13 protein-coding genes are annotated in these 12,769 nt (G+C 65.6%); 7 read left to right on the top strand and 6 right to left on the bottom strand.

What is annotated here, in order from left to right; genetic code table 11:
* Positions 1–44 precede the first annotated feature (44 nt).
* Complete coding sequence (locus HB634_RS20525) at positions 45–2,000, top strand: alkaline phosphatase family protein (RefSeq protein ID WP_213949945.1); 1,956 nt, start codon at positions 45–47, stop codon at positions 1,998–2,000.
* A 59-nt stretch (positions 2,001–2,059) separates the two neighbouring features.
* Here the strand turns inward: HB634_RS20525 and HB634_RS20520 are convergent, their stop codons facing one another.
* Positions 2,060–3,481 carry a nicotinate phosphoribosyltransferase gene (locus tag HB634_RS20520; protein ID WP_213949991.1) on the bottom strand — a complete coding sequence of 474 codons (1,422 nt, stop codon included), beginning with the start codon at positions 3,479–3,481 and terminating at the stop codon, positions 2,060–2,062.
* A 41-nt stretch (positions 3,482–3,522) separates the two neighbouring features.
* A complete protein-coding gene (locus tag HB634_RS20515) occupies positions 3,523–4,224 on the bottom strand; it encodes a pirin family protein (RefSeq protein WP_063573042.1) in 702 nt (233 codons plus the stop codon).
* A 198-nt stretch (positions 4,225–4,422) separates the two neighbouring features.
* Here HB634_RS20515 and HB634_RS20510 point away from each other — a divergent pair, with 198 nt between their 5' ends.
* Together HB634_RS20510 and HB634_RS20505 are read left to right on the top strand one after the other, a co-directional pair.
* Entirely contained in the window at positions 4,423–5,430 is a 1,008-nt protein-coding gene (locus tag HB634_RS20510; RefSeq protein WP_213949944.1) for an LLM class flavin-dependent oxidoreductase, read from the top strand.
* A gap of 4 nt (positions 5,431–5,434) precedes the next feature.
* Complete coding sequence (locus tag HB634_RS20505) at positions 5,435–5,893, top strand: putative toxin-antitoxin system toxin component, PIN family (RefSeq protein ID WP_345777521.1); 459 nt, start codon at positions 5,435–5,437, stop codon at positions 5,891–5,893.
* Positions 5,894–5,912: 19 nt separating this feature from the next.
* Here HB634_RS20505 and HB634_RS20500 read toward each other — a convergent pair whose 3' ends face one another.
* Positions 5,913–6,818, bottom strand: a complete 906-nt coding sequence (locus tag HB634_RS20500; protein ID WP_063572953.1) for a LysR family transcriptional regulator — start codon at positions 6,816–6,818, stop codon at positions 5,913–5,915.
* 102 nt (positions 6,819–6,920) lie between these two features.
* Here HB634_RS20500 and HB634_RS20495 point away from each other — a divergent pair, with 102 nt between their 5' ends.
* Positions 6,921–7,631, top strand: coding sequence for an SDR family oxidoreductase (locus HB634_RS20495; RefSeq protein ID WP_213949942.1), 711 nt, complete (start codon positions 6,921–6,923; stop codon positions 7,629–7,631).
* 12 nt (positions 7,632–7,643) lie between these two features.
* Here HB634_RS20495 and HB634_RS20490 read toward each other — a convergent pair whose 3' ends face one another.
* Both HB634_RS20490 and HB634_RS20485 read right to left on the bottom strand, forming a co-directional pair.
* A complete protein-coding gene (locus tag HB634_RS20490; protein ID WP_213949941.1) occupies positions 7,644–8,291 on the bottom strand; it encodes a DUF6348 family protein in 648 nt (215 codons plus the stop codon).
* Between the two features lie 27 nt (positions 8,292–8,318).
* Positions 8,319–9,152, bottom strand: a complete 834-nt coding sequence (locus HB634_RS20485) for a DUF72 domain-containing protein (RefSeq protein WP_255548714.1) — start codon at positions 9,150–9,152, stop codon at positions 8,319–8,321.
* A 51-nt stretch (positions 9,153–9,203) separates the two neighbouring features.
* Between HB634_RS20485 and HB634_RS20480 the strand changes: the two genes are divergently transcribed.
* The gene (locus HB634_RS20480; protein ID WP_063572950.1) at positions 9,204–9,824 is read left to right on the top strand and encodes a response regulator transcription factor; all 621 of its coding nucleotides are present in this window, start codon (positions 9,204–9,206) and stop codon (positions 9,822–9,824) included.
* A gap of 2 nt (positions 9,825–9,826) precedes the next feature.
* Here the strand turns inward: HB634_RS20480 and HB634_RS20475 are convergent, their stop codons facing one another.
* Positions 9,827–10,807: a GlxA family transcriptional regulator gene (locus HB634_RS20475; RefSeq protein ID WP_213949940.1), complete on the bottom strand. Its 981-nt coding sequence runs from the start codon at positions 10,805–10,807 to the stop codon at positions 9,827–9,829.
* Between the two features lie 96 nt (positions 10,808–10,903).
* Here HB634_RS20475 and HB634_RS20470 point away from each other — a divergent pair, with 96 nt between their 5' ends.
* On the top strand, positions 10,904–11,545 hold the full coding sequence (locus HB634_RS20470) for an HD domain-containing protein (RefSeq protein WP_213949939.1): 642 nt from the start codon (positions 10,904–10,906) through the stop codon (positions 11,543–11,545).
* A gap of 72 nt (positions 11,546–11,617) precedes the next feature.
* Positions 11,618–12,721 carry a PepSY-associated TM helix domain-containing protein gene (locus HB634_RS20465; protein ID WP_213949938.1) on the top strand — a complete coding sequence of 368 codons (1,104 nt, stop codon included), beginning with the start codon at positions 11,618–11,620 and terminating at the stop codon, positions 12,719–12,721.
* Positions 12,722–12,769: the final 48 nt, after the last annotated feature.

Below are 12,769 nucleotides of genomic sequence, written 5' to 3'. Positions count from 1 at the left end.
CACACTCTGCCCGCTTTCCGGCTGGCGACCTTACGCGAGGCACCATGCGTTCAGATCCTTCGGCACAAGGCGTCCTGCGCCAGCGTTTCCGGCCCCTCCTCTGGTTCGGCGTCCTTTTCGTCGGTGTGGCCTTCCTGGTCCGCCTGATCCTGCTGATCAAGACCGGACACGATATTCCTGCCGAACCGGGCAAGTGGCTCTACCTGTTCGCCGTGGGCCTGGGCTACGACCTGGTCACCTTCCTCTACTTCGCCTGGCCCATGCTGCTGGTGCTCTGGCTGCTGCCACGCCGGGCCTACCTGTCGCGCTGGGGTCACCGGATCTTCGTTGGCTTCTGCTTCGTGCTGACCTTCGCCGTGCTGTACCTGGGTGCCGCCGAGCTGGTCTTCTGGGGCGAGTTCAGTGCCCGCTTCAATTTCATCGCGGTGGACTACCTCGTCTATACGCACGAAGTGGTCGGCAACATCCAGGAGTCGTACCCGATCGTCACCTGGTCGTTGCTGCTGCTGCTGGCGACGGTGCTGGTGATCTTCTTCAGTCGGCGCACCCTGAAGGCGCGCGACGAGGGCTCGCGCTTCGCCGGCCGCTCGGCCGTGGTCGGGGTCTGGCTGGTACTGACCGTGGCGGTGAGCTTCGCCGTCGACGGCTCCATGAAGGACCGTTCGACCAACAACTACGTCAACGAGCTGGCCGGCAACGGCATCTATCAGTTCTTCGCGGCGTTCCGGAACAACGAGCTGGACTACGCGAAGTACTACCCGACGATTCCCGACGACCAGGCCTTCAGCAACCTGCGCGAGCTGGTGAAGACGCCCAACGCCACGTTCACCAGCAACGACCCGAAAGACATCACTCGCACCATCGTCGCCGACGGCACCGAGAAGAAGCTCAACGTGGTGCTGATCAGCGTGGAGAGCCTGTCCGGCGATTACGTCGAAGGCCTCAACGTCAGCAAGCACATGGGGCTCACGCCGAACCTCGACGCCCTGGCCGCGAAGAGCCTGTTCTTCACCCAGCTCTATGCCAACGGCACGCGCACGGTGCGCGGCCTCGAAGCGCTGTCGCTGTCGGTGCCGCCGACGCCCGGCGAGTCCATCGTCAAGCGTCCGGGTAACGAGAACCTGAATTCGCTGGCCGACGTGTTCAATGCGAAGGGCTACACCTCCGAGTTCGTCTACGGCGGTTACGGCTACTTCGACAACATGAACCACTTCTTCGCCAGCAACGGCTACACAGCGGTGGACCGTAACGTCATCGACAACAAGGACATCCACGCCGAGAACGTCTGGGGCGTGGCCGACGAAGACCTGTTCACCCTTGTCATGAAGCGGATGGACGAGTCGTACGCCAAGGGCAAGCCGTATTTCGGCCATGTCATGACCACCTCGAACCATCGTCCGTACACCTTCCCCGAAGGTCGCGTGAATGCGAAGCAGGGTGCGCGGAATTCGGCGGTGCGTTACACCGACTGGGCCCTGGCCGACTTCCTCAAGCGCGCGTCGACCAAGCCATGGTTCGACGATACCGTCTTCGTCATCACCGCCGACCATTGCGCCAGCAGCGCGGGCAAGACCAGCCTGCCGGTGGACAAGTACCACATCCCGCTTTTCATCTATTCGCCCAAGCACATCGCACCGGGTCGCGTGGATCGCCTGATGAGCCAGATCGACATCCCGCCGACCGTGCTGGGCCTGCTGAACTTCAGCTACACCTCGCACTTCTACGGCTACGACCTGTTCAAGCTCGAGCCGGGCCGCGAGCGCACCTTCATGAGCACCTACCAGGAGCTCGGCTACATGCGCGATGGTCGCCTCACCTCACTCATTCCGCGTGAGCCGGTGAAGGAGATGACGCCTGATCTGGTCTCGGGCGATGCGACCGTGGCAAAGGCCGACCCCGTGGATGCGAAGGATGCGATCACGTATTACCAGACGGCCGCTTATCTGTTTACGCATGGGCTGATGACGAAGAAGGGCAGCGCTGCGACAACGCCCCCCTAAACGTCCTGTAGGAGCCGATTCATCGGCGAATGGGTGCTTGCGATGACCGATCCCGCTATCTAGCGACCCGCGGCAGCGCGTTCGCGCACGTCTGCGAACGTCCAGTCGCGCAAAGGCTCGCCGTTCTCCCACACGGTGACCATCGCTTCTTCCCAGCCGGGCTCCAGATCCTCCGGTGCGAGCGACACCGCATCGTCCGGTAACGCCACGGTACGGTAGCTGCCGTACTCGCGATGGCGCACGAGGGTCATGCGGCCGCGCTTGGATGTCTTGCCCTGGTCGGTGACGGGATCCTTCCAGACGTCGCGCCACTCGCCTTCGATGCGCACCGCCGAGCATTTGAGCGCGAACTTCTGCGTATCGCGGGTGAGCTTCTGCAACAGTGCGCCGCCCATGCCGAAGGCGAGGTTGTCAGCGGCGTAGCCGGCGCCGGTGATGCGTTCGAGGATGGCCCGGATGCTTTCCGGATTGACGCCGTCGCCCTGGATCACCCGCACGTGGTTCAGTACACGAAAGCCCTTGCCGTTCACCGTGCTGCCGAAGGCCTCGTCGAGCAGGGTCACGCAGCGGTGCACGACGTCGACCGGGTCGCCGGAATCGGGACGGACGATGACGGTGGCGCCGGAAGCGATGACCTCGTCGCGCAGCGTCTTGCCCCAGTGTTCGGCAATGGCGTGGAAGATGTCGTAGCTGTCGGACACCACGGCAACGAGGCCGCCAGGCCTGGCAAAGTGCTTGAGCATGTTCCGGTACGCATCGACTTCATGCTCGCGGCCCCAGCTGGTGATCGTGCTGTGCTCGGCGGCCGGAATCGAATAGCCGGCCATCGGCTCGCCATAGAACGCCCGTGCGGCGAGCACCCCGGAAACGGTGTCGGTGCCCATGAAATTGACCAGATGCGCCATGCCGCCAAGGCCGGCGGACTCCGCGCTGGAGACGCCACGCGCGCCGAAGTCGTGCAGCTTGAAGGGGATCTGTCCGGCAGGATCGTCCGAGGTCTTTTCCAGGTACTGCAGCAGGGTCCGGCGTGCCTGCCAGCTGATCGTCGCCACGGTTACCGGGTACCAGAGGCGCAACAGCAGGGTTTCGAGGTACGACGGTAGCCAGAAAGCCTCGGGGTCGGTCGACTCGATGGTGACTAGCGCCTGGTGTGTGGGTACGACGGAGCCTTCGGCTACGGCGCGGATGCGCACGGGCAACCTGCCGCCGTGGACATCCACGATGCGTCGCCAACCGGTTTCATTGAAGGGCTCGCCGTGGGCGGCGAAGAAGTCACGCGCCGCATCCACGTCCGCATGCGTGACGGCGCGGCCGAGGCGTGATTTCAGGACGGCCTGGAGGCCGAAGAACACCGTGCTTTCGTACGTGCCGCCACGCGATTCCACGTAGAAGAAGGTGGCGTCGGTTCCCGGCGGGTACTGCAGCCAGTGGCTGGCTTTGTAGCTGTCGGTGTCGAGGATGGGGTTGTCGAGGTAGGACATGCCGTGGGTCGTCATGACCCACAGCATACCCCTGGTGTGACTTATGCCGCGCTGTCGACCAGCACCAGTTCGGCATCGGCCGAGGCCGTGATGCGAAGCGTGGTCTCGTCGCGGATCGCGGCGCCGTCGCCCTTGTTGAGCGTCTTGCCGTTGACCTGCACCGAGCCTTCGGCCGGCACCATGTACGCGAAGCGACCCTCGCCAAGCGTGTATTCCACGGTCTCGCCGGCCTTCACGCTGGCGCCGAGGACGCGGGCATCCGTGCGGATCGGCAGCGCGTCGCCATCACCGGCCATGCCGCTGGCCAGGGTGACGAACTGGCCGGAACGCTCGCCCTTCGGAAACGGACGGGTGCCCCACGACGGTGCCTTGCGCTCGCCGTCCGGAATGATCCAGATCTGGAAGATCCGGGTGGCTTCCGGCTCGGCGTTGTACTCGGCGTGGCGGATGCCGGTGCCTGCGCTCATCACCTGCACGTCGCCCGCCTCGGTGCGACCCTTGTTGCCCAGGCTGTCCTCGTGGGTGATCGCGCCTTCACGGACATAGGTGATGATTTCCATGTCCGAATGCGGGTGCGCCGGGAAGCCGGTGCCGGCGGCGATCGTGTCGTCGTTCCACACGCGCAGCGCGCCCCAGCCCATCCGCTTCGGGTCACTGTACGAGGCGAAGGAGAAGTGGTGCTTCGCATCGAGCCAGCCGTGGTTGGCACCGCCAAGACTGTTGAAGCTGCGGACGTCGATCATGTCGTGCTCCCCCGGAATTACCGGACTGGGTGAGTGAATGGGTGTATTTTCCTCCCCCGTCGCGGGCTGTGGAGCATCGTTCCGCCGAACGGATTGTTTCCCCGGGATAGCTTGTGAGGGTTGCAAAACGCCCCTCTCCCGCCCATCTGCTACGGATTGGCGGTTCGCCCGCCTCCCCCTTTCAAGAGGTGTCTGCGGATGATTCCGTTCTCGGTACTCGACCTGTCCCCGGTGGCGCGCGGCTCCACCCCTGGCCAGTCGCTGCGTAACTCGCGCGACCTCGCCCAGCACGCCGAAGCGCTCGGTTTCCATCGCTACTGGCTGGCCGAGCACCACAACATGACCGGCATCGCGAGCGCCGCCACGTCCGTCGTGATCGGTTTCATCGCCGAAGGCACGAAGACGATTCGTGTCGGCTCGGGCGGCATCATGTTGCCTAACCATGCCCCGTTGGTGATCGCCGAACAGTTCGGCACCCTCGCCTCGCTGTATCCGGGTCGCATCGACCTTGGTCTTGGCCGGGCGCCGGGCACCGACCAGGGCACCGCGCGCGCCTTGCGCCGCTCCATGGGGCCCAGTGACGACCGTTTCCCGGACGACGTACAGGAACTGCAGCTTTTCCTCGGCCCGCAGCAGCCGGGCCAGACCGTACGCGCCGTGCCGGGCATGGATACCAACGTGCCGCTGTGGCTGCTGGGCTCGAGCCTGTTCAGTGCGCAGCTCGCCGCGCATCTGGGCCTGCCCTTCGCCTTCGCCTCGCATTTCGCGCCGGACATGATGATGAAGGCGCTCGAGGTGTACCGGCACATGTTCCGTCCGTCGGAGGTGCTCGACAAGCCTTACGCCATGCTCGGCATCAATGTGGTGGCTGCGGCCACCGATGAAGAGGCGCGTCGCCTGTTCACCTCGCAGCAGCAGGCATTCTGGAATCTGCGCCGCGGTGCACCGGGTACGCTCCCGCCGCCGGTGAACTCGATGGACGGCGTCTGGACGCCGATGGAGAAGGCGCAGGTCGACCATGCGTTGTCCTGCGCGGTGGTCGGCTCGCCGGATACCGTGCGCGACGGTCTTGCGGAGTTCATCGAACGCACGGGCGCCGACGAACTCATCATCACGGCGCAGATCTTCGACCATGCGGCCCGCAAGGAGTCGTATTCGATCGTCGCCGCGCAGCACGCGAAGCTCGCTGAGCGTTCGGCGGCCTGATCGCGTGCGCGTCGTCCTGGACACGAATGTCTGTCTGGACGCGTTCGTGTTCGACGATCCACGCGCCGCGACGCTCGTCGCGGCGCTTGTCGCCGGTGACGTCGAAGCGGTGACGCGGGCCGATTGCCGGGATGAGTGGCTCGGCGTGTTGGCGTATCCCGCGCTGAAGCTGGATGAAGCGCGTCGTGCGGAAGCGGCGACGCGTTTCGACGGTGTCGTTACGTTACTGGATGGCGTCGCCGCCGGTGAGGTGACGGCCGACGGCGGTCGGGATGCCGTGCCACGTGTACCGCTGCCGCGTTGTCGCGATCCTGACGACCAGAAGTTTCTCGAACTTGCCCAGGCGTCGGGCGCGTCGGTGTTGTTTTCACGGGATGCCGAAGTGCTGCGATTGGCGCGGCGTACGGTGCGTGACGGGTTGTTTGGGATTCTGAAGCCTGAGGATTGGGCGGGGTCTGTGTAACCGATTCATCGGCGATGCTCTACTCCCCACCCCACCGCCAGTCCTCCTTGAGCCTCTCCGCACAAAACTCCACGAAGCGCCGCACCTTCGGCGCCAGATGCTGCGCATTCGCATAGACCGCCTGCAGCGGCGCGGCAGGAATGGTGCAGTCCGGAAGCACGCGCACCAGGCGCCCGTTGCCGAGGTCGTCGCCCACGTCCCAGATGGACTTCTGCACGATGCCGCCGCCTGCCAGCGCGAGGGTGTGAGCGGCCTCGCCGTCGTTGGTGATGAAGGCCGGATTGACGCGCACCGAGACCGATTCGCCGGCGTGCTGGAAATGCCATTCGCGCGTCGGTTGCTCGCCGAACACAATGCAGTCGTGACCCGCCAGGGCCACCGGTTCGGCCGGCATGCCACGCCGGGCAAGATAGGATGGCGCCGCGCACAACACGCGGAAGTTCGGTGCCAGCGAGCGGGCGATCATCGAGGAGTCGGCCAGGTTGCCGAAGCGGATCGCGAGGTCCACACCTTCGTCGACGATATCGACCAGCGCGTCGGTAAGGGTGAGATGCACGTTGAGCTCGGGATGCGCCAGGCGGAACGCGACGGTGAGCGGGGCGATACGACGGCGCCCGAAGGCACGCGGGGCGGTCACTCGCAACACGCCCGCCACGGCGTCACGGCTGCGCGATACCGCTGCCTCGGCTTCCTGCACTTCGGCCAGGATGCGCACGCAACGGGCGTGAAACGCCTCGCCCTCTTCGGTCAACGACTGACGGCGCGTGGTGCGCTGTAACAGGCGAACGCCCAGCCGGGTCTCCAGCGCGCTGAGGCGCTTGCTGACGACCGCCAGGGAGAGATCCAGCTCACGCGCGGCGCCGGAGAGGCTGCCGGCGGAAACGATCCGGGCGAACACGGTCAGCTCAAGCAGGTTGTCGATCATTCTTCGGTCCCGGGCAAGAGTCTTTCAGCCTCACAAGCCTTTGTCGGCTCCTGGGCAAGGATCATAGTGATCCCACCTTCTTCCCGCTTGTAGAGGCTCACCATGTTCTCTTTCACGAATCAGGATGTCCTTGTGGTCGGCGGTAGCTCCGGTATCGGCCTGGCCACCGCGAAAGCCTTCGCCACCGCCGGAGCGCGCGTCACGATCGCTTCGCGTTCCAGCGACAAGCTCGAGGCTGCGCTGAAGGAACTCGGCGGCGACGCGCGGTCCGAGGTGCTCGACACCGGTGACGCGCAAGCCGTCGAGGCCTTCCTGTCCGGGCACACATGGAACCATGTGGTCGTCTCGGCCGCGAAAACGCCCAGCGGCCCCATTCGCCAGCTCTCGCTGGAAGACGCGCACAAGGCCATGGAGAGCAAGTTCTGGGGCGCCTATCGCGTCGCCCGCGCCGCGCGTATCAGGGAGGGTGGCTCACTGACGATCGTCTCGGGATTTCTCTCGGTGCGCCCGAGCGCCACGTCCGTGCTGCAGGGCGCGATCAATGCCGCGCTGGAAAGCCTGGTGCGCGGCATGGCCCTGGAGTTCTCGCCGGTCCGCGTCAACGCCGTGTCGCCCGGCATGATCCGCACGCCCCTGTGGAGTGGCATGGATGAGGACAAGCGCGAGGCGATGTTCGCCGCCGTGGCCGAGAAGCTCCCGGCGAAGCGTGCGGGCGAGCCCGAGGACATTGCCAACGCGATCCTCTATGCCGCGGCGACGCCATTCACGACCGGCTCCACGATCGTCGTCGATGGTGGAGGCTCGATCGCCTGAGGCCCGGTTGCCTCAGTCCACCGGCACCAGCGCGATGAAGTTACGCATGCTGTAGTAGCGATCGTGCTGCGGCCACTCCACCGACGCGACGGCCTTGTGCCCGGCGGCCCAGGGCTCGTTGTCGAGCAACACTTCGACCTGGGTCTTGCCGTCGCCGACATTGCCGTAGAACACGCGGATCCAGTGCACGTCGTTGGTTAGCGGCGCCGTGGAAATCGCGGCTTCGAGGGCGGAGAGGCCGTCCTCGGGAATCTCCATCGGGGCGTCCTTCTCACCTCGCAGCGTGAAATCACCGATGTAGGCGGTGAAACGATGCACGCCGGCGGTGAGTTCGTGCACGGCAAGCTTTTCCTTGTTCACCGCGTGCCAGCACGCGGCCAACACCACGTGGAAATCGTTGCGCGCAAAGCTGTCCAGCGCGTCGCGACAGCCGGCCTTGCCGGTGCCGATGCCGCCGAAGCTCTCCTCAATGGTGCGCTCCTCGTCGAGCACGATATCCAGGTCGAGGCGACCCATCCCGCCTTCCTTGCCTTCGTGCCAGATGCCGCGCAAGGCGGGGTAGTCATCGCCTTCGGTGAGCAGCCAGTCTTCGTCGGGCTCGAGTTCCACGCCATGCTCGGCGAAAAGGTCGATGAGGGTGTTCTGGATGAGACGGTCCATGGGTCGTCCATTATGAAAAAGAGGAGATTACGCGTTGTCGGCGAGCTTGCCGAGCGCTACGGCGGCCGACGGATTGCGTTCCTTGGCCGCCGAGATGAAATAGACGAAGACATCCCGGGGCGCGCCGTTGGCCAGAGCGTCGCCGACGTGGGGCAGGTCGAGGGGATCGCCGCCGGAAGCCCAGGTGGTGGAGTGCTTCGCCCAGGCCTTCAGCTCCTTCGCCGGATAGCCGGTTTTTTCGGAAGCCCGGCTGCGCATCAGCCGCGCATAGACGAAGGGCCCGGTGAGATCCGCGAAGGAGGGATGTTCCGCCGAGTCGGTGAACACGGTGGCTACGCCGCGCGCCCGTGCCAGTTCGAGCCAGCGCTCATCCATGAAACTCTCGTTGCGCACTTCCACGGCGTGCCGCAGGGCGATGCCGCCGGCCTTCTCGGGCAACAGGTCGAGAAAGGCCGCCATGTCGTCCGGGTCGAAGGAGCGGGTGGCCAGGAACTGCCACAGGATCGGTCCGAGACGGTCGCCGAGCGCGCTGGCGCCCTCGACGAAACGGTCGATACGTTCGCCCGCGGTCGCCAGTTGCTTCGTCTGCACGATATGGCGCGGTGCCTTGACCGAGAAGACGAAGCCTTCCGGTGTGTCCGCCGCCCATTTGCGGTACGTCGCCGCGTCGGGCGCACGGTAATAGGTGCCGTTGATCTCGATGGCCGTGACCTGCCGGCTGGCGTATTCCAGCTCACGCTTCTGCACCAGGTCGTCCGGATAGAACACGCCACGCCAGGGCGCGAACACCCAGCCACCCATGCCGGTGCGGATGTGTCCGGGAGTGAGGGTTTTCTTGCTGTCGCGCCGGGTCGCCATCATCGGTCGATGCTCGCAAGGTCGGAGTGGAGGCGGTGTCGTTATACTGCGCCCATGCCGTCCATCCGTATCATGACCGTCGACGACCATCCCCTGCTACGCGAGGGCATCGCCGCCGTCATTGAAGGTCAGGACGAGCTGGAACTGGTTGCGGAGGCGAGCACGGGCGAGGAGGCGATCGACCATTATCGCCGGCATCGCCCGGACCTCACCCTGATGGACCTGCAGATGCCGGGCATCGGCGGTATTGCCGCGATCGAAGCGATTCGCAGCGAATTCCCGGATGCACGCATCCTGGTCCTGACCACCTACCGCGGCGACGTACAGGCACTACGTGCCTTCCGCGCAGGCGCCCAGGGTTATCTGCTCAAGAGCGAACTGCGTAAGGAAATGCTCAGCACCATTCGACAAATCATGGACGGCAAGCGCCGCATACCCGAGGAGATAGCGCACGAAATGGCAGGCCACGCAAACGACGACGAACTGACCCCCCGCGAAACCGAAGTACTCACCCATGTCGCCATGGGCGAAGCCAACCGTAACGTCGCGTTGGCGCTGGGTATCGCCGAGGAGACGGTCAAGGCTCACATGAAAAGCATCCTGTCCAAGTTGGCCGCGAACGACCGCACGCACGCGGTGGCCATCGCGCTGCGCCGGGGCATCATCGAACTCTGAAGTTATGGCGTGTGGGCGTGCGCGTGCCGTTTGCGGTACTCGGCGGGCGTGACGCCGACACGGCGCATGAAGGCGCGCCGCAGACCGTTGGGGTCGGCATAGCCGCAGCGCGACGCGACGCGCTTGGGTGTTTCGTGGCCTTCTTCGAGCAGGCGCCGTGCGGCTTCCACGCGCATCGTCTCGACGAACTCCGCCGGCGTCATGCCGACCTCGTGGCGGAATATCCGTGCGAAGTGGCGCGGACTCATGCCAACACGTTGGGCCATGGCGGTCACGGAGTGTTCTTCGGCGGGATGCGTGGCCACGTAACGCTGCAATTCCTGCAATGCACCGCGGCCGGCGGGTGCCGCCTCGCCGTGGCGGCTGAACTGCAGTTGCCCGCCCGGGCGTCGGTAGAACACCACCAGCTCGGCGGCCACGGCCATCGCGATGTCGCGATCGAGGTCTTCCTCGACCAGGGCGATGGCCAGGTCCATGCCGGCGGTGACGCCTGCCGCCGTGCATACCGGGCCATCGCGGACGACAAAGGCATCCGCCTCCACGCGTAAGGACGGATGCCGCTCGGCGAGCAGGCCAGCCACCTTCCAGTGAGTGGTGACGCGCCGGCCGTCCAGCAGGCCCGTCTGGGCGAAGAGCAGGGCGCCGCTGCAAATCGAGCCATACCGGCGGGACACGGCCGCGTGCCGGCGCAGCCAGTCGAGCAGGCTGTAATCGGTGGCGGCACGGGACAGGTCGGGCGACCCCGCAACGAGCAGGGTATCGATACGGTCGAGGTTCTCGAGCGTGCTTCGATCCGGCAGGAAACGCATGCCGGACGACGCCGTGACCGCCAGCGGGGCCGTGCCGACGGTGAGCACCCGATACACCTCGCGCCGCGCCTGCCGGTTGGCCTCGGCGAACACGTCGGCGGGCCCGGAAACGTCGAGCATCTGCACCCCGGGTGGGGCGACGATGACGATCGTGAGGGGAGGCGGCGACTGCATGGGGCACAACATGGCAGAAATTGCTACCGCGCGTCAAATGAAGACGGGAGGGTCAGGGCGTCAAATAGCTCTACCCACCGCATGAGGCCCAACGCCATGTCCACCACCATTGCCGGTATCGCCCTTCCCGACAGCGCCCTCGCCCGCGAGATCACCGATCTGGTCCGTGATACGGAAAGCGATCTGCTGTACCACCACTCGCGCCGCGTCTTCCTGTTCGGCGCCCTCACCGGCAAGGCCAAGGGCCTGGCCTTCGATCCCGAGCTGCTCTACGCCGGCGCCATGTTCCATGACATGGGCCTGGTGCCTGCCTACTCCAGCAAGACCGAGCGCTTCGAAGTCGACGGCGCCAACGTAGCGCGTGATTTCCTGCGCTCGAAGGGCATCGACGAGGCGCAGATCGACATCGTGTGGGCTTCCATCGCGCTGCACACCACGCCCGGCGTGCCGCAGCACATGAAGCCTGAAATCGCGTTGTTGACCGCCGGTGTCGAAATGGACGTGCTCGGCCTTGGCTTCGAGAACGTGGCCACCAGCGACCGCGAGACCGTGGCGCAGGTCCACCCACGGGGCGGTGCCTTCAAGGAGGGCATCATCGACGCCTTCTACAATGGCGTGCGCAACAAGCCGGAAACCACCTTCGGCAACGTGAAAGCGGACGTCATGGCTTATAAGCAGCCCGGCTTCCAGCGCACCGACTTCACGCAGTGCATTCTGCACAATCACTGGCCGTCGTAAGAAATCAGTAATTGATCTGATAATCATTCGCACCTACGATGACGGCCTTTCGCTTCCCGCAAGGCCGTCTTCATGCCGCACGCGCGCCGTTTCCGTTCCACACTGAAAACGATGCACCTGTGGCTCGGCCTCAGCCTCGGCCTCGTGCTGGCGCTGGTCACCCTCTCCGGCAGCATCCTGCTGTGGGAGGACCCGTTATTCGCCGCCGGGCATCCTCAGCTCACCTCGCGACCCCTGCCGGACCTGGCGACGCAAGGGCGCTCGCTGGCAACCCTGCTGGCCTCGCCGGACGGCAAGGGCTTGCGCGGCCTTTCCCTCCCGGACGACGAACTGCCGGTATGGGAAGCGCAGTCGCGTGCCGGCGGCCGTAGCTATTTCGATGCGACCACGGGCGAGTTGCTATTGCGCCGCGAGAAGACCGGCGACGTGATGCTGCTGCTGATGGACTGGCATACGCATCTGCTGAGCGGCGAAGTGGGCGAGACCATCCTGGGCGTCGTCGCCTGCACCGGTCTCTTCATGCTGTTCTCCGGCGTGTGGCTTTACTGGCCCGGCCGTCGACGCGCGCTGAGGCACCTCAAGCCACATACCCACCCGCCGGTGCTGCGCTGGGCGAGTTTTCACCGCTTCGTCGGCGTGGCCGCCCTGCCCTTGCTCATCGTCATGATCGGCACCGGCACGACGATGGCGTATCGCGGCGCGGTACGTAACGGCCTCGCGTCGGCCTTCAGCGAAGCGCCGCCGGCGAAGCCACCGAAGCTGCCGCCCGCGCACGGCAACATCGACTGGCCGGCCGTGCTGGCCGCGGCACAGGCCGCCGCGCCGGACGCCGAGATCACGCGGCTGATGCTTCCGCAGAAGGACAGCGGCACGCTTGTCCTGCGCGTTCGCCGGCCCGGCGAATGGAACAAGGACGGCCGTAGTTCGTTGTGGATGGATCCGGTGGCCGCGCGCGTCATCGGTGGCGATGACGCGACGCGACTCGGTCCGGGCCTGCGTCTGGCCAACGCCCTGTTCCCGATCCATTCGGCGGCGGTGGGCGGCCTGCTCTGGCGCATCGTGGCCTGCCTGACCGGCACGCTGCCCCTGTTCCTGCTCATCACCGGCTTCCTCTTCTGGCGTGCCCGCCGGCGACGCTCTGCCGCAGGCGCCGATTCATCGCCGAACGCTCGCTAGCCACACCGTCGCCCTCAACCCGACACCTCAACGCCCTACCCGCCCGCC

This window comes from Luteibacter sp. dw_328, from assembly GCF_018449605.1.
Lineage (GTDB): Bacteria > Pseudomonadota > Gammaproteobacteria > Xanthomonadales > Rhodanobacteraceae > Luteibacter.
Note: the sequence above shows the minus strand (reverse complement) of the source record. Positions and strands in the feature narration are given on the sequence as shown.